The sequence below is a fragment of the Corynebacterium sp. HMSC14B06 genome (genome assembly GCF_001807075.1).
Classification (GTDB): Bacteria; Actinomycetota; Actinomycetes; order Mycobacteriales; family Mycobacteriaceae; genus Corynebacterium; species Corynebacterium jeikeium_D.
Genome location: NZ_KV787403.1, coordinates 70,070 through 96,478 on the forward strand (window position 1 = coordinate 70,070; position 26,409 = coordinate 96,478).

21 protein-coding genes are annotated in these 26,409 nt (G+C 58.3%); 11 read left to right on the forward strand and 10 right to left on the reverse strand.

Annotated elements, in window-relative coordinates; translation table 11 throughout:
• The first annotated feature begins 127 nt into the window (after positions 1 to 127).
• The gene (locus HMPREF3130_RS10355) at positions 128 to 1,531 is read left to right on the forward strand and encodes an LCP family protein (RefSeq protein ID WP_246815149.1); all 1,404 of its coding nucleotides are present in this window, start codon (positions 128 to 130) and stop codon (positions 1,529 to 1,531) included.
• A 119-nt stretch (positions 1,532 to 1,650) separates the two neighbouring features.
• Here the strand turns inward: HMPREF3130_RS10355 and HMPREF3130_RS10360 are convergent, their stop codons facing one another.
• The 4 genes from HMPREF3130_RS10360 to HMPREF3130_RS10375 all read right to left on the reverse strand — a co-directional run bounded on the left by HMPREF3130_RS10360 (position 1,651) and on the right by HMPREF3130_RS10375 (position 6,661).
• A complete protein-coding gene (locus HMPREF3130_RS10360; RefSeq protein ID WP_070429924.1) occupies positions 1,651 to 2,568 on the reverse strand; it encodes a DUF5926 family protein in 918 nt (305 codons plus the stop codon).
• Between the two features lie 48 nt (positions 2,569 to 2,616).
• Positions 2,617 to 3,495 carry a hypothetical protein gene (locus HMPREF3130_RS10365; RefSeq protein WP_070429925.1) on the reverse strand — a complete coding sequence of 293 codons (879 nt, stop codon included), beginning with the start codon at positions 3,493 to 3,495 and terminating at the stop codon, positions 2,617 to 2,619.
• Between the two features lie 118 nt (positions 3,496 to 3,613).
• Complete coding sequence (locus tag HMPREF3130_RS10370; RefSeq protein WP_049171694.1) at positions 3,614 to 5,575, reverse strand: pyruvate kinase; 1,962 nt, start codon at positions 5,573 to 5,575, stop codon at positions 3,614 to 3,616.
• Positions 5,576 to 5,713: 138 nt separating this feature from the next.
• Positions 5,714 to 6,661, reverse strand: a complete 948-nt coding sequence (locus HMPREF3130_RS10375; RefSeq protein WP_016421677.1) for an L-lactate dehydrogenase — start codon at positions 6,659 to 6,661, stop codon at positions 5,714 to 5,716.
• An 81-nt stretch (positions 6,662 to 6,742) separates the two neighbouring features.
• Here HMPREF3130_RS10375 and HMPREF3130_RS10380 point away from each other — a divergent pair, with 81 nt between their 5' ends.
• From HMPREF3130_RS10380 to HMPREF3130_RS10390, 3 genes are all read left to right on the forward strand, one after another.
• Complete coding sequence (locus HMPREF3130_RS10380) at positions 6,743 to 8,749, forward strand: alpha/beta-hydrolase family protein (RefSeq protein ID WP_240593264.1); 2,007 nt, start codon at positions 6,743 to 6,745, stop codon at positions 8,747 to 8,749.
• Positions 8,750 to 8,885: 136 nt separating this feature from the next.
• Positions 8,886 to 9,482 carry a superoxide dismutase gene (locus HMPREF3130_RS10385; RefSeq protein ID WP_070429926.1) on the forward strand — a complete coding sequence of 199 codons (597 nt, stop codon included), beginning with the start codon at positions 8,886 to 8,888 and terminating at the stop codon, positions 9,480 to 9,482.
• Between the two features lie 170 nt (positions 9,483 to 9,652).
• The gene (locus HMPREF3130_RS10390; RefSeq protein ID WP_070429927.1) at positions 9,653 to 10,498 is read left to right on the forward strand and encodes a crotonase/enoyl-CoA hydratase family protein; all 846 of its coding nucleotides are present in this window, start codon (positions 9,653 to 9,655) and stop codon (positions 10,496 to 10,498) included.
• 4 nt (positions 10,499 to 10,502) lie between these two features.
• Here the strand turns inward: HMPREF3130_RS10390 and HMPREF3130_RS10395 are convergent, their stop codons facing one another.
• Positions 10,503 to 12,323: a ribonuclease H-like domain-containing protein gene (locus HMPREF3130_RS10395; protein WP_070429928.1), complete on the reverse strand. Its 1,821-nt coding sequence runs from the start codon at positions 12,321 to 12,323 to the stop codon at positions 10,503 to 10,505.
• Between the two features lie 173 nt (positions 12,324 to 12,496).
• On the opposite strand from HMPREF3130_RS10395, the gene HMPREF3130_RS10400 reads away from it, so the two are divergent.
• The 4 genes from HMPREF3130_RS10400 to yidC all read left to right on the forward strand — a co-directional run bounded on the left by HMPREF3130_RS10400 (position 12,497) and on the right by yidC (position 17,451).
• The gene (locus HMPREF3130_RS10400) at positions 12,497 to 13,276 is read left to right on the forward strand and encodes a DUF6474 family protein (RefSeq protein WP_016421682.1); all 780 of its coding nucleotides are present in this window, start codon (positions 12,497 to 12,499) and stop codon (positions 13,274 to 13,276) included.
• Between the two features lie 160 nt (positions 13,277 to 13,436).
• Complete coding sequence (locus HMPREF3130_RS10405; protein WP_246815150.1) at positions 13,437 to 15,194, forward strand: alkaline phosphatase D family protein; 1,758 nt, start codon at positions 13,437 to 13,439, stop codon at positions 15,192 to 15,194.
• Positions 15,195 to 15,542: 348 nt separating this feature from the next.
• On the forward strand, positions 15,543 to 15,896 hold the full coding sequence (locus HMPREF3130_RS10410) for a histone-like nucleoid-structuring protein Lsr2 (RefSeq protein WP_016421684.1): 354 nt from the start codon (positions 15,543 to 15,545) through the stop codon (positions 15,894 to 15,896).
• A gap of 196 nt (positions 15,897 to 16,092) precedes the next feature.
• Entirely contained in the window at positions 16,093 to 17,451 is a 1,359-nt protein-coding gene (gene yidC / locus HMPREF3130_RS10415; RefSeq protein WP_016421685.1) for a membrane protein insertase YidC, read from the forward strand.
• A gap of 51 nt (positions 17,452 to 17,502) precedes the next feature.
• Here the strand turns inward: yidC and HMPREF3130_RS10420 are convergent, their stop codons facing one another.
• The 3 genes from HMPREF3130_RS10420 to HMPREF3130_RS10430 all read right to left on the reverse strand — a co-directional run bounded on the left by HMPREF3130_RS10420 (position 17,503) and on the right by HMPREF3130_RS10430 (position 20,048).
• Positions 17,503 to 18,123, reverse strand: a complete 621-nt coding sequence (locus HMPREF3130_RS10420; RefSeq protein WP_016421686.1) for a TetR/AcrR family transcriptional regulator — start codon at positions 18,121 to 18,123, stop codon at positions 17,503 to 17,505.
• Between the two features lie 387 nt (positions 18,124 to 18,510).
• Complete coding sequence (locus tag HMPREF3130_RS10425) at positions 18,511 to 18,804, reverse strand: GlsB/YeaQ/YmgE family stress response membrane protein (protein ID WP_016421687.1); 294 nt, start codon at positions 18,802 to 18,804, stop codon at positions 18,511 to 18,513.
• A gap of 344 nt (positions 18,805 to 19,148) precedes the next feature.
• Complete coding sequence (locus HMPREF3130_RS10430) at positions 19,149 to 20,048, reverse strand: universal stress protein (RefSeq protein WP_016421688.1); 900 nt, start codon at positions 20,046 to 20,048, stop codon at positions 19,149 to 19,151.
• A 297-nt stretch (positions 20,049 to 20,345) separates the two neighbouring features.
• On the opposite strand from HMPREF3130_RS10430, the gene HMPREF3130_RS10435 reads away from it, so the two are divergent.
• From HMPREF3130_RS10435 to HMPREF3130_RS10445, 3 genes are read left to right on the forward strand one after another with little or no spacing between them, the layout of a single operon-like run.
• On the forward strand, positions 20,346 to 21,377 hold the full coding sequence (locus tag HMPREF3130_RS10435; RefSeq protein ID WP_070429930.1) for a pseudouridine synthase: 1,032 nt from the start codon (positions 20,346 to 20,348) through the stop codon (positions 21,375 to 21,377).
• Between the two features lie 18 nt (positions 21,378 to 21,395).
• A complete protein-coding gene (locus HMPREF3130_RS10440; RefSeq protein ID WP_246815151.1) occupies positions 21,396 to 22,190 on the forward strand; it encodes an ABC transporter ATP-binding protein in 795 nt (264 codons plus the stop codon).
• A 20-nt stretch (positions 22,191 to 22,210) separates the two neighbouring features.
• Positions 22,211 to 24,835 carry an ABC transporter permease gene (locus HMPREF3130_RS10445; RefSeq protein WP_070429931.1) on the forward strand — a complete coding sequence of 875 codons (2,625 nt, stop codon included), beginning with the start codon at positions 22,211 to 22,213 and terminating at the stop codon, positions 24,833 to 24,835.
• Positions 24,836 to 24,946: 111 nt separating this feature from the next.
• Here HMPREF3130_RS10445 and HMPREF3130_RS10450 read toward each other — a convergent pair whose 3' ends face one another.
• Entirely contained in the window at positions 24,947 to 25,390 is a 444-nt protein-coding gene (locus HMPREF3130_RS10450) for a DUF2871 domain-containing protein (RefSeq protein WP_038627034.1), read from the reverse strand.
• Positions 25,391 to 25,480: 90 nt separating this feature from the next.
• Complete coding sequence (locus HMPREF3130_RS10455) at positions 25,481 to 26,236, reverse strand: SDR family NAD(P)-dependent oxidoreductase (RefSeq protein ID WP_168157923.1); 756 nt, start codon at positions 26,234 to 26,236, stop codon at positions 25,481 to 25,483.
• Between the last annotated feature and the right edge of the window lie 173 nt (positions 26,237 to 26,409).

A 26,409-nucleotide genomic window follows, 5' to 3' on the forward strand; every position in this document is an offset into this window, starting at 1 on the left:
CCAGCATATTCTTCTTCGGTCCCAAACCCTTTCAGCACGTCGCACGCAGGGTAACGCCAGCGCTACCAATACTTGTATTGCTGTCTCGGTTCTCTTAGTGCACTGTCGTTGCCTATTCTTAATTGGTATGGAAGGCAACTTCGACGACTCGCGCATTGCCCGCGACCGATACGGCAGGCCGCTCAAAGATCGCTATGGTCGCCCCATCTACCGCCGTGTGGACGAGGCGTCGCCGAAGCATGCTCGCTCCCGTGCGGCCGATTCGCGTGGCGCTTCACGACGCCCCATCCCTCCCCGCCCGAACCGCCCTTCTCGGGCAGGGGCAGCCCGCCCAGCGCCTATGCCTCCACGCAGGTCTAGGCCGCAACCAGAACGTCGGCAGGCGCCACTGAACGAAACGCGCATTGAGTCCCGTCCACCGATGAACCGGACCGGTAGCGGACGCGCTGGCAGCGATCCGCGGTTTCCTCCACCCGGCTATAACCCGGATGCGGATTTCCAATCTTCCTCGCAGGGTTCGTCGCAGGACTACTACAGTGCCCCACAAACAGCGAGTTCTGGCCGTGGTGGACGCCGCAGCAGTCGTGGCGGAGCCGGTGCCAGGTCGAGCTTCCGCATGCCACGCATGCGGCTGCCACGCTTGCGCTTTAAATCCATCATCCTGGTTGTCGTCATCTTCCTTGTCGCCACGATGGCACTTGTTGACATCCGCCTGACCAGGGTCGACGCGTTCTCAGGTCTGGCAAATCGCCCTGCCAATACGATGTCCTCCAACTGGTTGCTCGTCGGTTCGGACTCTCGTACGGGCTTGTCAGAGGAAGATGCCGCCAAGCTATCGACGGGCAGTGGTGATTTCGGCCAGCGCACAGACACCATCATGATTGCCCACATTCCGGTGTTCGGTAAGCCGAAGTTGGTCAGTATCCCGCGTGACTCCTTCGTGGATATCCCGGGCAATGACAAAAACAAGATCAATGCGGCATTCGCATTTGGTGGCCCCCAGTTGCTCATCGACACCGTAGAGAAAAACACTGGAATTCACATCGACCACTACGCCGAAATTGGCTTTGGCGGTTTCGCCGGTGTCGTCGACGCTGTCGGTGGCATCGAAATGTGCCCTGAAGAAGCCATCGACGACCCGCTGGCAGGCCTGAATATTCAGGCCGGTTGCCAGAAATTCGATGGCGCGAGTGCCCTGGGTTACGTGCGCACGCGTGCTACCGCCCAGGGAGACTTGGACCGCGTAGAGCGGCAGCGTGAATTCATGAGTGCGCTGATGGGACGGCTGAAGTCACCTGCGGTATGGCTCAACCCCTACCGCTGGATTCGCCTGGCCAATGCTGGCACTAAGGCCGTGCTCGTCGGCGATGGTGACCACGTCTGGCATCTGACCTGGCTGATGTTGCGCATGCTCTTCGGTTCCGATTCTCTTACCGTGCCCACCTCAGGCGCCATGGATACCGGTTATGCGGGCAATGTGCTGCTCTGGGACGAAATCGAAGCGCCAACACTTTTTGCGGAGCTGAGATAGCCAAGAGAGTAGCTAAAACTGCTTCAGATAACTTAGAGGCAACTAACGCGTGTGGCTCAGTTTTTCGCTGAGCCACACGCGTTAGTTCTTAAACCAGTTCCGCCAGGCTGTCTAGGTACCTAGTTCCGAATGGTCACCTGACGGGACACGATGGTCTCACGGGACTTACGCTCCTCGGCGGTCAGCGGCTCTTCGCTGGCCAGCGCCTCAGCGATACGCTTGTCGGCCTCTTCCACGGCAGCAATCCAGTGGTCGTGCGGCTTGGTGTTATCCAGGTCCCAGACCGGCACCAGCACGCCATCGGTACGGAAGACACCGGCGAACTTCGTGCCCTCTCCCAGCGAGAGGTTGTCCGCAGCGTGCACGCGTGCCAAGGCATCCAGCAGCGGCTTCTCATCTTCACGACGCACCCAGCGGATGTGGGCGCGCTCGCCCGGATCAATCCACCACACAGCACCAGCGACCTTCGCATCCAGGCGGTATGACGGGAGAATCGCGTCGTTAGCCACGGCCAGGTTCTGCTCGATCATCGGGGTGCGTTCAATGCCCTTGGGAATCCACCACTCGAAGTCCTGGTGGACCTCCATGTTGTCGAGATCCACGGCGGTCAGGACGTCGGTAAGCGGTGCAGCTTCGCCGTCAGTAGCGGCGGAGAGCTGCTGACCCGGCTCTGCATCGCAAGCCCATGCCAGCGCACGGGAGAGATCCGCAGCGCCGTCATTGGTGCGAGCCTGCGTCTGCAGCGCGACGAAAGCCTCATTGCCCTGGTCAGCGGCACGCGTCAGTGCGGCTACGCCACCCGGCAGCACGGTGCAGAGCTTGATGTCACGCTCAGCGTCAGCGACCGTGACCGGAATGACCACAGCCGGAGCGAACTCGCGGACAGCCACGATGTCAGCCTCTTCGTCGAAGTCCTTGAACGGACGCGGATTGCCCAGCAACGCTGCACGCTCAGCAGCGCGGGCTGCCAGCTTCGCCTGACGGCGGCTCATGCCCTCCGGGGCCTGATTATTCTTCTTACGAGATTTCTTTCCCACAAGGCCACAGAATACCTATTCGCAGTCCGTAATTCGCGACTGCCTGGGCTACTTATAAAAATCGTCGACGAATTCGCTCGCCGTTCCTTCGAAAAGCTGCTTGTCGACGGCCATTGCGCCCGCCTCCCCCTGTTCATCGGTAGCTTCGCTGGGGATGAAGCCCTTGGACCAAAAACCGGGCTGGGTGCGCTCGCGACCTGCCCCAACGGGAATGTTGCGATGCACTTCCTCGGGAGCCAACACGTAGCGGAGTAGCCGAGCCGTAAGGGCAGTTGTCACACAAGCTAAAACAGTGATGATTCCGGCCTGGAAGTACGTCCTGGACACGTCGGCAGCGATAAACCAACCCGTTGCAAGTGGCCACAAAACGCAGGCCAGATACCAGATAAAGCGACCTGGCCCCATTACGGCAGTGACTCCTGTTTCAGCCAACGCGACCACGGGTCCCGTGATGTTGCGCACTGGCCACATGTGCATCGTGCGCACATCCGTTGCCGTGCGCGACAGCAGTGGGCGGGCATACGTTGCGCGGTCACGCAGCACCTGGAGGGTCTTGTAGACCGAAAAACCCAGCCCAATGAGGGAAACCATTCCGCAGAGACCGAAAGCCCATGCTCCCAGTTCGCCGAGGAGGGAAACCACCAGATCCTGACCTGGACTCAGAATGCTCATCCAGATGAATACGGTAAATGCGGCGAATACTCCAGCGCCGCTCATTGCCCATCGAAAGACGCTGTCCGCACGCTTGCGAACAATCTCATCGGCCTTCCAGCGCGGCGTCACACCTGTGATGGCCGAATCCGAGACAGTCGGCTGCCAGCTCTGCTGCGGTGGCAGCACCACCTGAGGTGGGGACTGCTGTGGCTGCTGTTTTGGAGACTGCGGCGGCACAGCCCACCCCGCGTTTTCTGCCTGTTCATTAGACATTTTCCGCAGGGCTCCTCTCTTACGCGCGGCCGGCTTCTTCCGCAGTCTTTTCTCCCACGGTGTTTTTAGGTGCGCTCCCCCTAACCTACCCAAACTAGCCCGGCCCCTAACCCAGCCACTAGTCCGACCAGCTGCGAATCTTCCGCAGCATGATGCGGCTCTTACGCTGCGAACGTCCCATCTTCCGGGCCAGGTTGTTCAAAATCGCGATGGCCTCGGTAATGTGCGGCCCCTTGTTCAGCATCACGCACTCGGCACGCAGGGCGAAGGCCGCATCGGTAATCTCCGCGCGGGACGGCAGGCCGGCCTTGGCCATGTTCTCCAGCACCTGAGTACCCAGAATGGTCGGCACACCGGCTGCCTGCGCCAGCGTCAGAATCTGGCCTGGGACCTCACCCATACGGTCGAAGCCCAGCTCCACAGCCAGGTCACCACGAGCAATCATCAGACCGGACTTGGCGCGCTTCATGCTGGCGATGATGATTCCCGGCAGATTCTGGAATGCCGGAATAGTCTCAATCTTCAGCACAACACCCAGGTTCCGAGCCTTCGACGCCAGGTCCTCGCGGCCCGCAGCCTCATGTTCCGCCGCAATCTCATCGAGCACCTTGTAAACGTACTCAGCATCCCCCTGCGTGCGAATAAAGCTCACCGCAGCAATATCCGCATGCTCCACCACAAAGCGCAGGTGCTCAATGTCTTCGTCGGTAAGCGAATTGAGTGGCAGGTCGGTGTTCGGCAGATTGATGCCCTTATGCGCCGCCAGCGGCTGACCATTCGGCTTCGTACGCAGGACACGCAGCCGGGCATCGACGTGACTATCTTCGCTTGACGACGTCTCGGAGACCTCAACCACCTCAGCGCCGAGCGCACCGTCGTCGAAAAGCACCGGATTGCCCGGCTTCAGAGCCGCCACGGCAGACGGCAGCGAACAGGAGACGCGTGGAATTTCATCGTCAGTGCGTGGAATGGTGGTGATTTCCTCGCGGCTGGTGAGAATAAACTCATCACCGGTGTGGAAGCGCAGCTTTTGCACGGTCGGTGGCACGCCACCAGCGCGCGTGACCTCGTAGTTGCTGCGCAGGTGTGTTCCCTCGGCAATCCAGGCGTTCTTTTCGCCCTCGGCGAGGACAGCCTCGACCTCGCCCTCGGAGTCGGTGTCGATGCGCACAACAGTGAAGTGACGCTTCGCCGAGCGGGAGTCATGCAGCGTAATGACATCGTCAAGCTGCAGCTGTTCCAACCACCCCTGATCTGCTTCCAACGGCAGTGCGGGACGCCCCGGCAAATCGCTCGGAGCTGGCTTGGGGTGCTCATCCAGTCGCGGAGTCAGCCAAATCTTGGACTTGGAGATGACCGTGCCAGCGTCGTCACGCACAACACGGGCGCGCCCCACACGCGGCCCCGGTTCGATATCGCCCGTGCGCAGCTTCGGACCAGCCAGATCCATGGACACGAAGATGCGGCGACCGGCCTTCTCAGCTGCAGCATTGACGTTGTCAATCATGCGGCTCCACTGCTCAGGTCCGTCGTGGGCGCAGTTGATGCGAGCGAGATCCATGCCAGCGGCAGCGAAGCTCTCCACCAACTCTGCATCGTCGGCGGCCTCGGCGGGCAGGGTCACCATAATGTGCGAAGTGACATCCGCGCGCTCCTGACCGAACAGCTCGGTGGCGTTGTTATCCAGGGCAATATCCGCGCGCTCATCGTCGGCAATAATGCGGGCGACATCGATGTCTGAGGTGCGCCCCGCCAGCGCCAACAGCGCGTTGAGAGCGAGCTCAAGGCGCCCCCGGGTGAAAGTCTCCACCGTGGTCAGACTGGTCACGCCGAGGTCGTGCAAGCTGTTTTGCAGCTCACGGATGTCAATTGTGCGCAGGTGTGCGTAGTGCAGCAGGTTTTCCGCGTGCCGACGGCGCTCTTCCGGCACCTCTGCGAGCAGTGCAGAAGCCTCCACCGAGACGTCGTCCAACTCTGTGATCAGATCAGTGACCTTGCTGATGAGGTCATCCAGACGCGGTACGGCCGCGCCGCTTTCAGTGTTGTCAGTTGCTGTGTCTTGAGGGCTCTGCGCTGCCATAGAGAAGGCACTCCTGTGTTGAAGACGAAGCGTTGGCCAGAGTCGGCCACGCGGGCCAATAGAAGGTGGGCATTCTCATTCTCAAATGAGACGGCCGAAAGCGCATGTCGAGAAGACATCTACTCTCGCTACCAGCAGTTACTTCCAGAATGGATCCTGCACATCTCGGAGCGTCTGAATGGACTTGTCCAGCTGCTTCTTTTCGTATTCGTCCAGCTCAAGCTCGATAACGCGGCGAATTCCTCGACGGTTCACAATGGCTGGTGTTCCGATGAACACGTCCTCATGACCGTATTCACCTTGCAAGTATGCGGAGACCGGCAGAGCTACCTCTTGGTTCTGGAAAATGGCGCGCGTAATGCGGGCCAGCCCCATACCGATTCCGTAGGAAGTGGAGCCCTTAGCATCGATAATCTCGTAGGCGGCATCACGGGTTCGGATGAAGATGTCCTCCAGCTCGTCGTGAAGCGCGGGGTCGGCGGCGAGGCGCTTGGACAGACTGACGCCTGCAACGTTGGCGCTGGACAACACCGGCAGCTCGGAGTCGCCGTGTTCACCAATGATGTATGCGTGCACGCTCATCGGGGAAACATCGTAGTATTCACCCAGCATGTAACGGAAACGTGCGGTGTCCAGGATGGTGCCGGAGCCGAAGACACGGTTGTGTGGCAGCCCGGAGTACTTCCACGCGGCGTATGTGAGTACGTCGACGGGGTTGGAGGCGATCAGTAGGAGCCCATCAAAACCGCTGGCCATGACGGAATCGACGATGGACTTCATAATTTTCATGTTCTTGTCCACCAGCTGTAGGCGAGTCTCGCCGGGCTTTTGTGCTGCGCCTGCACAGATGACTACCAGCGCGGCATCGTCACAGTCGGCGTACGTGCCCTGAGTGACTTTGGTGCGCGACGACGCCCACACGACGCCATGGTTTAAGTCCATGACGTTGCCCATCGTCTTCTTTTCGTCGATGTCAATGATTGCCAAATGGTCGACAGTGCCTTGGTTGACCAGTGAGTACGCATATGCCACGCCGACGTCGCCAGCGCCGATCAGCACGACCTTATTTCCTGTGGATAGCTTCATAGCCCTCGGATCCTTCTCAACCGATTCGGAAAACGTTGCGACACCCCACAGGCTACGCTTTGTGCGGAAAACTGGCGCGAGATGAATAAACCCCGTGGAAAAAATTTTGCCATGATGGGAGTTATGGGATTCCTGCGTCGCGCATTTACTTCGATTGCGCCCTCGATTGCGTCTACGGGCAACACACCTGTAGCTCAGCCAATCGAAACCACCAGGACAGTGCGAGCTGCACGAGCAGCGCGAACGGGAATTACAGGAGTCGCTGGCACAGCTGGCATGGCCAAAGCGCTGGGCGCAGTCGGCACCGGCAGTCTGATGGCGACCAAAGTCTTTCGCGAACGCCTCCTAGGTACCGGCCCTGGCACTATCCGCAGCGCACTGCGAGCGGGCATTCCCTCCAACCCCGGTCTAATTGGTGCAGAAATTGCGTCATGGGCTGCCTTTAGCCCCTCGCTGATGCCGCGTACTCGGATCGCCACCGTTACTGTGACCTTCCTGGCACAGCTGGCGGGCCATGTCACCGGAGTGGCTATCGGCTATGGCTACAACACGACGATGCGGCGTCTGGCCAGCACTCCGCTCAGCCGCTTTGCGCCGGCACCTCGACACGAGCGCGCACTGGCCGTGACCTGGCATGTTGCCACCACGGCCACCACCGCGGCGCTGTGGCTGCGCTCCATTTCCCAGCAGCGCGAAATTGGCCGCCTGGTGGGCAAGGATGAGCAGGAATCCGCACGCAGCCAGTTCGCCTCCACAATGATTGCCAGTGGTCTCTACCTGACCACTCGGGGGCTCTCCGCGCTGGCCAATCGCGGCTATGACTTACTGCGGGACAACCTCCGCCCCTGGCTGCCGCGCGGTCTCGCCCCGGTTCTCAGCGGTGCCATCGTCGGTGGTGCCGTGGCCGCCAGCATTGATCGACTGCTTATCCGTCGGACTTTGGAGTCCATCGCCAAGAAGTCCCGATACCTGAATACCCTGGTAGTTCCAGGCCGCATGCAGCCCTGGGAGCCGGAACGTTCCGGGAGTCCATGGTCTTTGGAGCCGTGGTACGCACTCGGCGCCGAGGGGCGCGTCTTCGTCGCCGAAGGCCCCCGTGCCCGAGATTTGGCGGTGGTCACTGGCAAGCCGCTCTCCGAACTGCAGGAACCCATCCGCATTTATGCGGGCAAGGTGCCAGGTCGTTCTCTGCGGGAACAGGCGGAGCTCATCATCCGCGAGATGCACCGCACCGGCGCGTTTCGGCGCGATCATCTGGTTGTCTTCACCACCACCGGCACCGGTTGGGTGCCACCGTGGTCGGCGCAGGCTGCAGAGTTCTTGACCCTTGGCAACTGCGCCACTGTCGCTCTGCAGTACTCTGACCTCCCCTCCCCAGTGGCATGGCTAACGGACCACGAAACCCCAATCGCGGCTGGCCACACCCTTATCCATCGGGTGTTGCAGGAAGTCGACAAGATGCCGGAGAACGACCGGCCAAAGGTCTACGTCGCCGGTGAATCCCTCGGCGGGTTTGGCGGTCTCGGCGCATTCGAGAATTCCGCTGACATGCTCGCACGCGTCGACGGTGCTGTCTGGACGGGCGCACCACAGTTCTCCGCGATGTGGAAAGAGCTGACGCACCGTCGGACAAAGGGGTCTCCGGAAATCGCTCCAGTCATCGACGAGGGGCGAAACATCCGCTTCGCTACGCGCCCCGACGAGCTGTACCACTCCTTCTATGGCACCAAGTTCGGGCCGTGGGAATTCCCGCGCGTCGCATTCCTGCAGCATGCCTCTGACCCCATCGTTTGGTGGGATTACCCACTGGCCTGGCGCCGCCCCGACTGGCTTGCAGAGCGCGTCGGCCGCGATGTTCTCCCCTCCATGCGCTGGCATCCGTTCGTCACCTTCTGGCAGGTGCTTATCGACGGCCTCGCCTCCGTCACCGTCCCCGGTGGTCACGGCCACCGGTACGAGGAAGAAATGTTGCCAACGTGGGCTTCCATCCTCGACATTCCGCTTGACGACGACCTGGGTGGCGCAGCCGGAATGCGCTTCAAGCGCGTGAGTAAGTGGATTCGCCGCACTCAGCCGCCGCGTTCATAAACTTGTGACAGATATCCCTGAACAGCATTTTTTATGAATTTCGCATTAATTGTATTGCTTAAATGGTTGCGCATCCACTCATCTTGAGTACCATCGACGGCACAACCTAAAAACGTGTTGAGGAGGAATTTTCCTAATGACTAAGTACGAACTTCCTGAGCTGGATTACGCTTACGACGCTCTGGAGCCGCACATCTCCGGCGAGATTATGGAGCTGCACCACAGCAAGCACCACGCTAATTACGTCAACGGCGCCAACGCTGCTCTGGAGAAGCTCGCTGCTGCTCGCGAGTCCGGCGACTTCGCAGCTGTTACCGGCCTGTCTAAGGACCTGGCCTTTAACCTGGGTGGCTACACCAACCACTCCCTGTTCTGGAAGCTGCTGTCCCCGAACGGTGGCGGCCAGCCGACCGGTGAGCTGGCTGAGGCTATCGAGCGCGACTTCGGCTCTTTCGAGAAGTTCCAGGCTCACTTCAACGCTGCTGCTCTGGGCCTGCAGGGCTCCGGCTGGGCTGTTCTGGGTTACGACACCATTGCAGAGCGCCTGGTTATTGAGCAGATGACGGATCAGCAGGGCAACCTGTCCATCAACCTGAAGCCGGTTCTACTGCTGGATATGTGGGAGCACGCTTTCTACCTGCAGTACAAGAACGTCAAGGCTGACTACGTCAAGGCTGTCTGGAACGTCTTCAACTGGGATTACGCTGCAGAGCTGTTCGCAGCTGCCAAGTAATTTCAGCTAACAGCGCGCGGCTTTTTACGCGTCCCTGCCGCGCGCTAAAGATGGCTTACCGGCTCGCTGACGGGGCTTACCCTCAGCGGGTCGGTTTTTTGTGTCTTGTTTGAGACCACTTTTGGTATTTCCCGGGCGGCACACGTAGCCGTCGTTTAGCGTTAGTGCCCATGAACACCAGCAACAATGTCAACGTCGCCTATGAATACCTCGCCGTAGCTGATTCAGAGGCGGCGAAAATCGCTGTCGTCAGTTTGGATCGCGGAGACAAACTCAACGGTCTAACACTTGAGATGCTGACCGAGCTGTCCGCCGTCGCCCGGAAACTGGCAGCTGACCGTGATCTGCGTGGCGTAATCCTACGTGGCGAGGGCAAATCGTTTTGCGCTGGACTCGATTTCGCCTCGGCATTTAAGAAGCCCTCACGCATCCTGCGCTCATTCGTCCCCGATATCCACGGCACAAACCTGTTCCAGCGCGCCTGCTGGGACTGGCGAGGCCTGCCGGTGCCGGTCATTGCGGCGGTGCATGGGCACTGCTACGGCGGTGGTCTACAGATTGCACTAGGTGCTGATTTCCGCATTACTACGAGCGATGCCAAGTGGTCAATCCTCGAAGCGAAGTGGGGACTGATTCCGGATATGTCCGGTATGCGAACCATCCTCGATGAGGTCAGCGCCGATACTGCACGTTGGCTGACCATGTCTGGCGAAGAACTCAACGGCAAGGAAGCAACTGAGATCGGTCTGGCGACGTGGGCCGTGGACACGGAGGACGCTGCACTCAAGCTGTCCAAGGAGAAGTTGGCACAGCTGGCGACACGCTCGCCGGATCAGCTGGCGGCGACGAAGCGGCTTTTCCGCGATGTGCACCGCTCTCCTCGCTCAACATTCCGTGCCGAGCGCACACAGCAGCTGCTGCTGTTAGCCCGCAAGAACACGGCCATTATTCGCAATGCTGCGATGAAGAAGGTCTCACCTAAGTTCGCCCGGCGCGGCACGTGGGCGCGTGGTTAGCGCGCTAAGGAACCGGCAGGTCATCCCCATGCGGCAGGTCCGCGGCCGCGCGCTGTGAATCCAGCCAGTCGCGGACGTGGGCTACCGATCGGCAGTCATCGCCGTTGTAGCGCAGCAGCATGGCGCGAGCCTCGGCTTGCGTGAGCTTTTCAAAGGACTGTTCCGAGACAAAGTCAAGGTCAGTGACCGTCGCAATGCGATACAGATCCAGCGATGCCTCGCCGTCAACATCGGCGTCGCGCCAGTGGAAGCCCGACCACGGGGCCACGACTTTAAGCCCCATGCCGACGGTGGAGAGGATCTGGCGACGGGCGACCTTCAGCATGTCCACCCAGTCCTCCGAGGCAATGAACTTGTCCACTTCTTCGCGGGTCGGCACCCGCACAATCTTTGTCGGGCCAGCTGCCTCGGAACTGGAACCAGCCGCATCGCCTGTAGCCAGCTCCGCCGAATCTGCGGGCACCACAAATTCCTGGCCGCCGAACCGGGTGGCGCTCTGACGCAGCCAATAGTTCTCACCCTCTGCCGCCCAGCAATAGGCGCGGAAGGTCTTGCCTTGTTCATGCGCCGCATTTCGACGACGCATCAGGTAATCCCAGAAAATCGCAAAGTTCCTGGCCTCTGCCGTGCCACCGAGCCCTTCTGGCCCCGGTGGCTCCCAGGTGATAAACCCGCGGTAGTCCTCCCCAGGCACCCACGTTCCCCACAGGTAGGCGCCATCGTTGGGGTACGCCTCCATATCGATATCCATCTCAATATCGCCACGCGGGGCCGATGTCTTAGCGGCTACCCGGAGCGCGTCGACGTCGGCAAGCCGCGCCCTCGCCATCCACACCTGCTCCTTGCTGACGTGCGGAGTGTTGGTACTGGCCTGCGCCAGTGCCGTGACTGTGTCGATGCCCACACTGCGCAACCGCATGGACTTATCGCCAGGTAGGAGGAGGGAAATATCGTCACTTGCGGTCAGCTCATCCAAGCAAAGGTCGTGGTGACGGCAGGTTCGGCACTCCCGGATGCGCCGTGGCGCCAGCGGCCAGGTGCCTGGCGTAAACCGTGACGGTCGCCCCTGAGTGGCAGCGACGGCATCACGCGCATCCCGCAACGCCATCCGGTACGAGGCCACGCGCGAACCTTCATCGGCAATGACAATATGCCGTGTATCCAGGTTCATCCCGGTGGCACTAATCGCCCCCACCAGGCCACAAGACACGCCCAGGCGGTGCAGTATCGCCGCTGCCTGCCCAAGCTTCACAGCATCGGGTCCGTAATGCCGTAGCTTCCACTCGTCCGCGACAACCATCGCCTGACGCAGGGTCCGTCCCATCACGCCATCACGCCCGAGCCGGTCAACGCCCAGCAGTCGCACCTGCATCGCCGCCGCACGCGCCACATTGCTTGACGACGGCTTACGCCGCCGGCCCGGTTTGCGCGCAGAGAGCAGGTGCCGTGTGACAACCAGGACCGGCATATACGTCGGGGAGGTCGTCTGTGGTGAATCATCGACCTTGACCAGCAGATCGGGGTGGCAAATCTCGTCGATTCCCGAGTACACCCCACCGGGAATCGGACGCTCATGCATGAGCACGCCACCGGTGATGACGCTTTCTCCGCGGGCGATGGCCTCAAGGGTATCCAGGTGAGCGTCCGGTCCCGAGGCCACTGTGTACAGGCCGGGGATGGACGCGATGGACGTCGGCAAGCGGTGCTCATGGTGAGAAGCAGGTTCGACTAGCCGCCCCTCGCGGAGGTCGAGGCTCAGCCGGTAGCGGCAGCCGATGAGGTCGCTCGCGTGGAGAAGCGGGCGCGAAACGGATGAATCAGTCACAATGAGAATTAGCGTATCGCCACTCGGTAGGAAGTTTCACGTTAAGCTTGGATAGCAAGAATCGTGATGCAGCCACTGCATCTGGCAAGCGCACTCCGGCGCGGTGGGGTTTACGGGTTTTCCGCCCCACTTTTCCGGAGGGACTATCTGCGAGCAACTAGGCGAAGGAAAAAATGAGCTTCTTGGGTGACATCCGTGAGCGTCGGCGCGAAACCGCCAAGCAGGTGAAGGCTGCCAAGGCGAAGGCTAAGGAAGAGGCTCGCCACGCAGCTCGACTTAATCGCAAGGCACATAAGGCTGAAGTCAAGGCCGCTAAGCGCGACCAGAAGCACCAACACAAGCTGGAGCTGAAGGAGGCCGCTGGCCGCGTTCGTTCTGAGGAAAAGCTCGGTAAGAAGGAACTCAAGCTGGAAAACCGTGCTCTGAAGCGCGCGGAGAAGATCCGCAAGGCGAGTGCCAAGGACGAGAAGAAGGCGCTGGCCGCCAAGCAGCGCCACCAGACCAAGATGGCCGAGAAGATCCTGCAACAGCAGCGCAGCCAGGGCTTCAACAAGGACAAGGCAAAGTCGTGGATCGGTGGCGCACGCCTGCTGGTACCGGTGCTGGTTCCGCTGGCCTACCGCGCCATCACTGCCATTCAGCGCCGTGAACACTCTTCGGCCGCGCAGAAGTTCGGTGTTTCCGCTAATGATGCCGCTCGTTACCAGGGGCACGGTGCGCCGCTGCTGGCCCGCATTGAGGCCACTCGTGGTTCACTGACAGAGCTGCGTAAGTCGGGTGTCAAGGGTACCGATGGTTTTATCAAGGACGCCAACTCGCGTCTGGATGTCATGACTGACGCCATTAACACTGCCGAGAAGATGACCCCGGAGCAGCGTCGTCGCGCACACCACTCCATTACCGCAGAGCTGGATTCTCTGGATCGCCAGATCATTTCGGAGCTGGGCGCGTAAACCTGGCCGCTTCGGGTTAAGGCCACTCGCCGAGATTCGTCGAACTAAGCGCGACTGTTGTTGAGCAGCAATAGTCGCGCTTTCGCTCTTAGTACCCCCGTATCGGGCTATTTTCTCCCTCCGATGGCGCTACGGACTGAGAACTACTGTAATGAGGGCTATGCCATCTTCAGATAAATCTCAGACTGCAGCCTCGGATCTGAACGGCGCAGTCTCGAACAGCGACGCAACAGCCCAAAAGCCATTCACCCCTACTCGTCGTGCCGTACTGCGTGCCGGCGCTACCGGTGCTGCTGCTGGCGCCATCGGCCTGGCGACCGCTACTAGTGCGGGGGCCAATCCTGAGTCGCAGTCCTCAGCTAATGCTGGCGGTTCTGGTGGTTTTCAGGTCTTCCAACACGGTGTGGCCTCTGGCGATCCACTGCCGGACTCCGTTCTTATCTGGACTCGTGTGACATCGCACCCTGGCGACACCGCAGGTGCAAACCAGGGCCGCCCTGTTGCACTGAAGTGGGAAGTCGCTTCTGATGAGGGCTTCGGCAACATCGTTGCCTCTGGTGCCCTGAACACCGACCCGGATGCTGACAACACCGTCAAGATCGATGTCAAGGGTCTCTCCGCTAATTCCTACTACTTCTACCGCTTTACCGTCACCGCTGGTAATCACGCGGGCCAGGTTTCCCCGATTGGCCAGACTCGCACTGCGCCGCCGGTGAACTCCTCGCCAGATCACCTGGGCATCGCGCTGACCTCCTGCGCTAACTGGGAAAGTGGCTTCTTCTCCGCTTACCGCGATATGGCGGAAAATGACCGCATCGACATCATTATGTGTGTCGGTGACTACATCTACGAGTACGAGGCCGGTGGCTACTCCGGCAAGGGCCCGGTTCGTGACCACAAGCCGGCTCACGAGATTATTTCTCTCGCTGACTACCGCCTGCGCTACGCCACCTACCGCACCGATGCGGACCTGCAGGAAGCTCACCGCGCAAAGCCGTGGATTGTGACCTGGGATGACCACGAGGTCGCCAACGATGATTGGCACAGTGGCGCTGAGAACCACGACCCGGAGACCGAAGGCGACTACGTTGCCCGCCGCGACGCCGCTATCCAGGCTTACCTGGAGTGGCTGCCGGTTCGCGCTGTCCCCTTCTCCCAGGGCGGCAAGCTCTACCGCAGCTTCCGTTTCGGCGATCTCGCCGACCTGACCATGCTGGACCTGCGCACCTACCGTGACCAGCAGCTGAAGTTCATCCGCGCTGGCGAGACCGATGATGAGAGTCGCTCCATGCTCGGCTCTGAGCAGTTCAATTACCTGCTCGGCCAGTGGCGTTCCTCGAGCGCAAAGTGGCGTGTCGTGGGCAACTCCGTCATGTTCACTCCAGTGCTGGTTCCGCCGCTGGATCCGGAGGCCACTCACGCTGTCACTGAGCTGCTGAGCTTGCCTCAGGACGGCCTGCCGTACAACTTGGATCAGTGGGATGGCTACGCTGCTGAGCGTCGTAAGCTGATCGACATCATGGGTAAGGAGGGCTACGACAACGTTGTCTTCCTCACCGGCGATATTCACTCCTCCTGGAACTGCAACGTACCGAAGGTCCCGGGCCAGTACCCGAGTGCCGGTATCGCCGCCATTGAGATTGTCTGTACTTCCGTCAGCGCCCCGAACATCGATGACATTGTGAAGCTGCCGCAGGACAACCCGATTTCCTTGGCTGCTACCGCTGGACTCAAGGCTGCGAACCCGTACGTCAACTACCTCGAGTTCGACCGCCACGGCTACACCGCTGTCTACTTCGGCCGCGAGGACGTTACCTCTGAGTACCGCCTCGTCGAGGTCAAGGAAGAACCGAACCAGCCACTTTTCGTCGCCGCTACCTACCGAGGCAAGCCTGGTCAGGGCATGACCCAGGCTTAAGCGCCTTCTCATCCTTTCGCTTTCCGACGACCACTGAGAGCGCACCCCGCATTGCGCTCTCAGTAGCGTAGTTGCTGTTCACGACGGCCCTGCACAACATGCAGGGCCGTCTTTTTATTACCCCAAGTTCTTGTGCACAATTAATCGAATTATTAACAAACCATGTATTCGATATAAGTTGCACAATCTAACTCAATTATCGTCAATAGACATTAAATTTCTTTGCACTTATACTGTGAGGGAAAGAAAACAGGGCTTGATATTAATTTGAAATTTCACCGTATTGAAGTTTCACCGTAAGCCTTCTTCATTATTACAAGTTCAGCACCAAGCTTAGGCAGGGATTCTATGGCACGCCGCGAACTAATTCAGTACATCGACGACCTTGATGGGACTCCGCTTGATTCCGCAGATCACCAAGTCGTTCGTTTCTCTTTCCGCGGTAAGAACTACATTCTCGACCTCTCTCAGGAAAATGCTGAGAAGTTCGAGCAGGTATTAGAACCGTATATTGCGAACGCTTCTATTGATCACAGCACGGTTGTAGCTCCGCGTAAGCGCTCTTCCGCTAATCCCAATGCCGCTGAGGCCCGTGATCGCAATCGCAAGATTCGCCAGTGGGCACGAGAGAATGGCATGGATGTTGCAGACCGCGGTGCGCTGCCAAAGCACATTATTGAAAAGTACGAGAGCGCTAACTAGTTCTCACCCAGGTTCGTTTGCCTTCCACTGGATGTCATCCAGCTTCACTATCTTAAAGACAGGGTCCCGCCACAGCGGGGCCCTGTTTTAAAGTTGGGGCAGGTGATTCGAGTCGCTAGGATAGCGGCTGGAATTGGCACACCGGCCTAATCCGGTTGTCTTACTTTTCTTATCCTTGACATGGAGGAGTCGGCCCGTGGTTATTTTGGAACCATTTGTTTGGCTGGTCTCGTTTGTCCTTAAGGCGTGGCACCTTTTACTGGCCTCAGTGTTTCACCTGCCATCTTCTCTGTCCTGGACGCTTTCTCTCTTCCTGCTGGTGTTTACGGTGCGTGGCGCTCTGGCGTTTCTCGCGTTCCAGCAATTTATCTCGGCGCGCAAGACGGCCAACCTACGGCCGCAGCTTTTTATACTCAAGGAGCGCTACCGCAGGAGCATCGAGCCGAACTCGCCACAATACGTAAACTTTGCCAGCAAGGAAATGCGCAAAGCCGAAGGTATTAAGACCTCCGTAATGCTGGCGCCCCTCTTCGTCCAGATTCCCGTGATTATGGGCCTTGTTCGCATGCTGAGGCACATGCTGCGGGCGTCTGAGGGGCCTGGACTGCCTGCGTCTCATAATGTCGGATTCATCTCTAAGGATGAGATTTCCGACTTTCTGAGCGCGACATTCTTGGGGCAGCCTCTACCCGCGTATCTGCGCATGGACCCGGAGCAACTACAAATCCTTGGGGGCAATCATGATTCGCTGTTAGCTTTCTGCATTATCGGCATCGTGGCAGCGGCCATTTTCACCGGTTTTAACTTGGTCATTTCCTACCGCCGGTTGCAGCGCACTCTCGACTATTCCAATAGCGTCAGTGTATTCCTCAGCAAATTCATGCGCGTAATGCTTATCTACGCACCGCTGATGATCCTCTTCGCGGGGTTCTTTGGCCCAACACCTGTGGCTCTAATTGTCTACTGGGTCACCAATAACTTCTGGACACTGACCCAAAATATTATTCTCACCCGCTATGTAGAAAAGACCTACCCACTCACGGACGATTTCCGAACTCTTCAAAACCACCAAAAGGGTGAATACGAATCGGAGCGGGAAGAAAAGAAGAAGTTAAAGCAGGCCAAGCGTCGCTTTTATATCAAATCCGCATTCGCTCCGTGGAAAATAAAGCAGTATAAGAGCGAATATGCCGCTATTGAGAAGGAATCGCGGGACCGTCGTAAAGCAAAGCAGGACGAAGAATATGCCCAGGCTTTGAAAATTGCGAAGGTTCGCTACATGGTGACCCAGATGAGGCCTGGCGCTCAGGACAATTTGCCGTCCCTGACGCAGGATATGAAGATTTCCTCGGGTATAGTTCCGCCGCTTCCCGGCCTGGCTAAAGTGCGGGCAGACATGAAACGACAAGCCGAGAAAGCACAAAAGGCGCAGAAGCGGCCGAAACCAATTCTGATTGCAAAGAACCTGGGAATGCTGCTCGGCCAGAATACGAAGAATATGGTTAAGAAAGCCACCGGCTCAAAGGAGTCGGACTGGAAACGCTTCCGGGATTAGCCCGTGAGCAAAAGGCGAGAACTAGGGCGCGTTAAAAAGGGAATTAGGTATTTACGTGACCAAGTCACGGGCCAGGTCGCGCGCCATCTGCAGCGGGTTCAGATCCTTGGACATCTTGGCACCCGCGAGGCCGCCGTCGAGGTAGAGCAACAGCATATTTGCGTGAGCAGACGGCATACTAGATTCATTTTCAGTCAGCAGCGTGTGTAGCTGTTGCCAAACCCAGGAGCGGTGATCGGCTGCGGCCTGGCGGATGTCCTGCTCCGACTCCGTTTCCGGCCGCGGATATTCACTAGCCGCATTCTGGAAGTGTGAACCACGGAAGTCGATTGCCGGCTGCTCCGCAATACACTGATCGAAGAAAGCGAGAATCTTCTCCGCCGGGGTATCCAACGAGGCCACTCGCTGCTCCCAAGCCTCCCGCCATTTGGCATCGAGGTCTTGCAGATACGCGATGACCAGCTTGTCCTTGGATCCAAACAACGAGTACAGGCTGGCTTTGGCGACATCAGCTTCCCGCAGGATGCGGTCAATGCCGACAACGCGGATGCCTTCCGTTGTAAACAGAGCTGTCGCTGATGTCAGGAGGCGCTCCCGCGGACTGGGGCGGTTACGACGGCGAGAGGAAGCGCGGCCGCCTTTTGCGCCCTTGCCCGTTGTCGCTTCTGCCACGGCAGTACCTCTCGTCCTTCCAAAGTCACACCCCGTTATAACAGCTGCTTACTCGCAAATATCGGCGTTCGCGTCATTGCTTTCGCAACACTGAGCAGGGCGTTTATAGTTTGTGATATTCCATTGTAGGCGCATCTGCGACTGTGATTTTGTAAAAGAACAAACTAGTCAGTCTTTCAGCCTCTAGTCCTACTTTAGCGTGCGATGATTACTGCCCCCAACAGATGTCGCGACAACCGCAGAACGCCAACTTCACGACAACCGCACAACAAAAAGGGCATCTCAATGTTAATGAGATGCCCCGCGCTCTAGCTCACTATCCAGTAGATAGCAGCGTTACGACGCTTTGTGCTGAGCTGTGCTGTTTTTCTTGGTTGTTTTCTTGGTTTACTTACGCTTCTGAACCAGGCCGACAATCCACAGCAAAATCACGGCGCCGAGCAGACACGTAAGGAAGCTGAAGATCATTCCACCACCGGCGACATCAACGCCGAACAGGGTGAGCAGCCAACCGCCGAGGAAGCCACCGACAATACCGACGACGATATTCAGGACGACGCCCATCGAAGCATCGGTGCCCATAATCTTGGAACCAATCCAACCGGCAAGGCCACCGATGATAATCCAGCCGAAGAAGCCCAGAGAGGGGCTAAAGGAGGCAGCAAGAAGAATCTCGTTCATGATAGATATTCCTTTCCGAAATCGTTCTGACTCAACTATAAGGCTTTCCAAAATATCTTGCACCTACTGCAAGCACTATCAGGCCATTTCGGCCACTGGGAAACTAGCGAGATAACAGTCGGATAACCACAGGAAAACCCTTATAGAATCTGTACTTTCTGCATGAAAACGGGGTTTATGCAGGCGAGAGGCCTCATTTAAATATACCGAAGCCGGTCTCCGAGACATGTCAGAAACCGGCTAGGTTCTACTTATAAATATTCGGTAACGGTTTCCACTCTCGGCGCTAAACGCGTCTCGACGACCGGCACCGGCGTCTTTTCTCAGCCTCCTCGAAGCGCGCTTTAGGCGTCAGTCTCCGGGCGGACGACCATCATCGGGCAAGCAGCCGCCTGCAGGAGTGCACGCGAGGTGGAGCCGAGCAGCATGCCCTTGAAGCCTCCGCGGCCGTGGCTGCCGACGACCAGCAGCTGCGAGCCTTCCGAGGCATCAGCCAGAGCACGAACCGGACGGTCGCGGGTAACAACCTTCTTGATGGCCACGTCCGGGTACTTCTTAGCGTACTTCTCCAGGCGGTGGCCGAGCAGAGCCTTCTGCTCCTCTTCCACAACCTGCCACTGGCTCTGAGCTGCAGAAAGACCGGCCAGGGAAGCCTGTACCTGCATGTCCATCCAGGTGTGAACTGCAATCAGCTCTGCACCACGGGCATCGGCCTCACGGAATGCGTACTCCGTTGCCTTTTCGGAAATATCGGAGCCATCGACGCCGACAACGACCGGGCCGTACTTGGTCTCATCGGTTACCAGGTTGTCCTCGCGGACAACAACAACCGGGCACGATGCGTGGGAAACAACAGCGGCGGAAACCGAACCCATGACCATGCCAGAGAGCCCACCCAGACCGCGAGAGCCCATAACCACCATGGTTGCCTGCTCAGACAGGTCGAGCAGCATGTCAATCGGGCTGCCCTCTTCAATCTGGTGGCTGACATCTACCGACGGTGCGAAGTCGAGGGCAATCTTCTTGGCCTCGTTAATCTTCTCCAGGGTTTCGGCCTCAAGATCGTCGTAAAGCTCCTGCGGCGGAACCATGCCCTCTGCGTAGAGGAACTGTGGCATGGAGTAGCTGCTGACCAGACGGAGTGGCTCACCGCGCTTCACTGCGGTGTTAGCGGCCCACTTGACGGCGGTCTTGGATGCCTCCGAGCCATCGACCGCGCACACAATGATGTTCTGCCTTGGCATTGATTGCCTCCTTATTATGCGATCCATAAAAATTGGCTCTCCGCGGCCCGACCGCAACGCAGCTACACCTATCGCACCTGCTTGGACGCCATTTTAATGGACAAGCTTTGCTATTTAGTCAACTCTTCCGAGCCAACCTTTTTATTACTTTCACCTCCACCCTACCCCCATTATGTTGCGACCGACAGGGCAGAATGTTGTCCACCTACGCCATTAGGGGCGATACCAACACCGCCATGTCACAGCAGCTCCGCTTGTCGGCCAGATGAATCCGGGGCACCTGTTAAAGTCAGCCGTATGCGTCGCATGCCACTGCCCATTCGCGATGGGCTCAACCCATCCCGCATCGCCGCTCCCGGGCGTCGTGGCGATGCCCCCACCCGTGCGTGGGATCTGCTCGCAGGCGCTATCGCAGGTCAAACCCATCGCCACCCGGACGATGATGAAGCGGCCGTGGCTAAACGCTTTGCAGATGGGCTCGTCGTTCGCGCCAACTCAGTGCCGTACAGTCCGGATGACATGGTGAAGCCCGGCGCGGAAATGTGGTTTTACCGCACCCCGGCACCGGAGCGCACAATCGCGGGGCCGATGCCGATTGTCTTTCAAGATGACAACCTTGTGGTCGTCGACAAGCCGTCGTTTTTGGCAACGATGCCACGCGGCCGACACATCACGGAAACCGCTGTCGTACGCCTGCGGCGGGAGCTGGGAAATCCGGAGTTGGTTCCCGCGCATCGCCTCGACAGACTGACGTCGGGGTTGCTCATCTTTACCGCCCGGCGCGAAGTTCGTGGCGCCTACCAGGGGCTTTTCGCATCTGGGGAAGTCACTAAGCGCTATCACGCGCTGACATCGCCCACACCCATCGCTGGCGCGACCAGCGAAGCCCTGCCCGAGACCCCGCTGGAGTTGCGCACACGACAGCACAAAGTTGCTGGCCAGATGCAGGCTTATACTCTCGAGGGCGAGCCAAACGCCCACACCATCATCGAGCACATTTCGCTTGTCGACGTGCCTTCGGACGCCGACGGCCTCGCTGCCGACAGTGGTCGCGTTGCGCTGTGGCAATTGAAACCCATCACCGGACGCACTCATCAGCTGCGGCTGCACTTGAGTGAGCTGGGCTTTCCCATCCTGGGCGACCAGTACTACCCGGAGATTCTGCCGCTGGAGGCCGAGAATACCTCGGAGCCCCTGCACCTGGTCTGTGTAGAAATGAGTTTCGCTGACCCCGTGACTGGTGAACAACGAACGTTCCATTCCCGCCGCAGCGTTTTCAATCCGCTTTCGCTGCCGGATATTAATTCGCCGTTGATCAAATCTAATTAGAAGAGAACCCCCTCCCCCATGTCTGCCAAGCATGCACAACAATCCGCTAAATCATCCGCTGAATCTTCTTTGGAGCATCCCGCCCCACCAGCGGCGGCCTACGCTGAGAGGCTCACCAAGAAGTACGGTGTCGGCAATGCCGCTGTTACTGCACTGGACCATGTCGATATCTCTTTTGCCGCTGGTGAGTTCACCGCGATTATGGGCCCGTCCGGGTCCGGTAAGTCGACATTGATGCACTGCATGGCCGGTTTGGACTCCGCGACGTCGGGAAGCGCGTACATCGGCACGACGGATCTGTCGAAGCTGTCGGACAAGGAAATCACGGCGCTGCGGCGTGATCGCCTGGGCTTTGTGTTCCAGTCCTTCAACCTGGTGCCGACGTTGACGGCGGCAGAGAACATCACCCTGCCTATCAATATCGCTGGTCGGAAGGTGGATAAGCAGTGGTTCGAGGAAATCACCACGCGCCTCGGGCTTAAAGAACGGCTTACGCACCGCCCCTCGGAACTGTCCGGTGGCCAGCAGCAGCGTGTCGCCTGTGCGCGTGCCATTGTCAGCCGGCCGGAGATCATCTTTGGCGATGAGCCGACGGGCAACTTGGACTCGAACTCATCTCGTGAGGTATTGACGATTCTCCGCGATGCGGTTGATGACATCGGCCAAACCGTCGTCATTGTGACGCATGATGCCACCGCCGCGTCCTACGCAGACCGTGTTGTGTTCCTCGCGGATGGCCGCGTGGTTGACGAGCTTCGCAATCCCACGCCCGCCGATATCTTGGCGCGCATGGCAGATATTGAGAATCTTTAGGAAGGCAGGTCATCTCCCCCATGGCATCATCGTCTTCCACGCTGAGCCGCGTCGCCTGGCGCAACATCACCTCACACAAGTTGCGCCTCGTGCTCACAATTATTTCGGTCGTGCTGGGCACGGCCTTCATCACCGGCGCATTTGTGTTCACATCATCGCTGGACAAGGCCTTTAAGGGCGCAATGAGTACCGCTTATGACGGTGTCGACGTGGTGGTGACGGCCCCTGCTGACAATCCCGGTGCGCTCACCAAAGAAACTGAACAGAAGGTAGAGAACTTCCCTGGGGTGCACGCCCTCAACATCGGCAATCCCAACAACAGCATTACGGCCACGGGAGCCGATGGCAAGCCGATTCAGACCAATGGTTCGCCATCGATGGGCCTTCCCTACTATCCAGCGGCCGAAGCGGTGGGCAACAAAGTCACAATTACCGAGGGGCACGCACCGGAAGCACCAGGTGAGGTGGTCGTCAACTCCGCCACCGCCAAACTCGGCAACCTCCACGTCGGCACTGAAATCAAGGTGGCCACCCGCCTCGATCGGGCGACGGTGAAGGTCGTCGGCATCGCTGATACCTCCATCGACGAAACTGGCTACCTCGCGGTCTTCTTCACCCAGAATCAGTGGCGCGAGCTCTACGGCGAAGACGGACATGCGGACATGTTCACCCTCGCTGCCGATTCCACCACCGACGCCGCCGCACTCACCCGTGACGTCGCGGCTGCGTTCCCCGACCTCAAGGTAGAGGCCGGCTCTAAGCTCGCCGACGAGGCTTCCGAACGTGTCTCCTCCGCCTTAAGCTTTGTTAACTACTTCCTCATCGCTTTCGGGCTCATCGGTCTGCTGGTCGGCATCTTCATCATCTCCAATACCTTCACCATGCTGGTCACTCAGCGCATGAAGGAATTCGCTCTCCTCCGCGCCCTCGGTGCTTCACGACGACAGCTCACTGCGTCCGTCCTCTTGGAGGCATTCATTGTTGGCCTCATCGGTTCTGCACTAGGTGTAATCACGGGGTTTGGGCTGAGCCAGGGGCTATTCATGCTTCTCGATGCCATGAGTATCTCCATGCCCGGCGACGGCCTGACATTCGAACCGGTTGCGGTTATCGTGCCTCTCATTGTCGGCGTGGTAATTACCATGATTGCCGCCTGGACACCGGCGGCCCGCGCTGGCGCAGTCCCTCCCGTAGAAGCCATGCGCTCTGGGGACCAAACACCCAGCAATAGTCTCAGTGCTCGGACGTGGACCGGCGCAGTGCTGGCATCCGCCGCTATTGCAATCATTGCCTGGGCATTGCAGTGGAACGACGCGGAAACCAAGATTCGCGCCATCTTCGTTGGTGTCGGTGCGGTGATGGCCGTAGCCTCCGTCTGGCTTGTCGGCCCTGCGCTGTCCATGCCTCTGATCGGAGGACTGGGGCGCGTCGTAGGTGCGCCTTTTGGAACCGTCGGCAAGCTTGCGGCAACGAACTCTCACCGCAATCCGCGCAGAACGGGAACCACATCGTTTGCACTGACGCTCGGACTTGCGCTGGTGACTGTGATTGGCATGTTCGGCGTGTCCATGAAGGAAGCGGTCAATGAGTGGTCAGAGACCAATCTGACGGCTGACTTCGTGCTCTCACCGCCTCTGACTGCGCATTCGGCCCTGCCTCTTGGTGTCGAGGACGCGGTGAAGGATATCGATGGTGTCGAAGACACCGCAACGTTGTCGATTGGTGCACTGCTGGTGATCCCACCTGAAGAAGCCGCCACGATGATGGACTCCATGCCCGAACAACTCGAAGGCGGACCAGAAGGAGGCAACGCATCCGTTTTCAATAGTGACGTTGCCAAGTGGTACGGTACCCGCGCCATCCAGGGCTCCCTCGATCTGGCGAAGCCGGAGGCGGGCATTGTCATCAACGAATCAACAGCGCAGAAGAACCGATGGCAAATTGGCACTGAACTCGCAGTAATTGCCAAGAGTGGTGTCGCGCAGCTCCCCATCACCGGTATCTTTGCCGACACTGGCGATCCCGGTCAGTCCATCATCATTTCCGATGCTGCCATCCATGAGCACATCAACAGCAGGCTTGTCTTACCGTTCCAGACCTACGTCGATGTCTCCGATTCCATCGCGGCAGACAGCGGCGCCGTGGATAAAATGAAGCAAAAGCTTAGCGACGCCGTTGCGGACTACCTCGTAGTACAAGTGATGACTGCCAAGGAGTTTGCGGGCCTGGCTAATGCCTCTATCGATGTCATGCTGGGAATCGTGTACGCACTGCTGGCACTGGCGGTCATCATTTCGATTCTGGGAATTATCAATACTGTCGCGCTCTCAGTTGTCGAGCGCCGCCAGGAGATTGGCATGCTTCGAGCCGTCGGCCTGCAGCGCTCGGGGATTCGCCGGATGATTCGCCTGGAATCTGTGGAAATCTCCATTTTCGGCGCAGTCGTGGGTATTGTCCTCGGCTTGTTCCTTGGCTGGTCACTGCTGACCGTGCTGAAGGATGAGGGCCTGAATACTATTGCGGTACCGTGGCTGCAGGTTGTTCTCATGCTGCTTGGGTCTGCGATTGTAGGCGTTATTGCTGCTCTCGGACCTGGTCAGAAGGCCGCGAAGACACCACCTCTGGCCGCTATCGCAGACGAATAGCCGCCGCTATATGAAAGCGCCCCGTGCAGATATAGTTTCTGCACGGGGTTTTATTTCGCCTTATTACCTAGGCCGAATCAGCTATCCGACTCACGCATTTCCGCTGGAAATTTATACGGCTGCGTTGGCCTTGCGATCCACGCGTTCACGATTCTTCAGCGCCTTATTGAGAAGCATAAAGAACCACACAAAGCCAACCGTCAGGATAATGTGGCCGAGTCCTGCAATTCCCGAGTACATCGGACCCCAGGCCTCCGGGCCTGAAACAACGTGGACGATACCGTTTGCCACCATCATGCCGATCGTCCAAACAATGCCGACATTCTGAACAATGAACCAGCGATCAAAGCCCTTGACAGCTGAAATATTGAATTGACCATCCAATGCCAGCGCAACCAAGAAAAAGATCGTGCCAAGGACAAGGAAATGCGTGTGCAGCGTATTGAGCTGCGTTTTATCGCCAAAATCCATTGCACGGGTAAATTCACGATAGAAAACGCCAGAAAATAGACCAAGACCGAGATAGACCGAAGCGGCTGTGAATAACTTACGCATACTTCGTAGCCTACTCAGATAATACTGGCTGCTAAATGGACTAAACCCAGGGGGTTAAACGAAAGTTTGATACCGCGAAACTAGAGGGCCTCAAACTAACCGCGCCAGTCGAGCCACAACACGTTTCGGCACAGCCTTAAATAGAGCCATCACCAGACCATATAGACCGGGTGCGACCTCCGCTCGGCCGCTCTCCGCTGCACGTAACGTGCGCTCCACCAGATAACTGAGATTCTGCTCAGGCATAAGACGCAACTTCACCGACTTCGCCTGCTTCACGACGTCCCGGAGCGCCTTGGTCTTAACCTTTCCCGGGTAGCAAATAGTTACAGTTACACCATTAGGCCTTAATTCATCCCTAAGGCTGATACCCCAATGCCGAATAAACGCTTTCGATGCTGTGTACACCGCGATCCCTGGAGTTGGTGCTACAGCCGAGATCGACGAAACCAGAATAATGTGGCCATCCTCTTCGAATAAATCGTTTAGAGAGTAAACCGCTGCGACCGTTCCGCGAATATTCGTCTGTATCATTTGATCAGCCCGCGAAAAGTCCTGGGTATTAACATCGCCATAATTCGCGTACGCGGCATTGAGGATTAAATAAACTATCGTCGCGTGATGGCGCTCAACACGATTCCGGAGCTTATCGCCAAAATCATCATCGGACTGGTCTAGACGAAGATATCGAAGACGCGAACCTTGGGTCCTAGAGTGTTCAGCGGCCTCGCTGGAAGAATCATCGTTGTAGCTACGAGAGATACACCAGATTTCATCTAGGTCTGGACGTAGCTGCCCGAGCCTATCGGCGAAGACGGCACCTATGCCCCGAGATGCTCCAGTCACGATTCCCACTCGCATGATTTCCAAGATACAGCTGACTGGTTCAGGCAATTAAAACGGCGCCGACCAAGAGTGCTGTATGGGAATAAACATGCCGACAAAAAGATACAGCGTTAAAACACTTACGCTAGTTTATGTTGTTTGCTTGTGGGTAAAACAAAAGCGGGCCGCGGCCA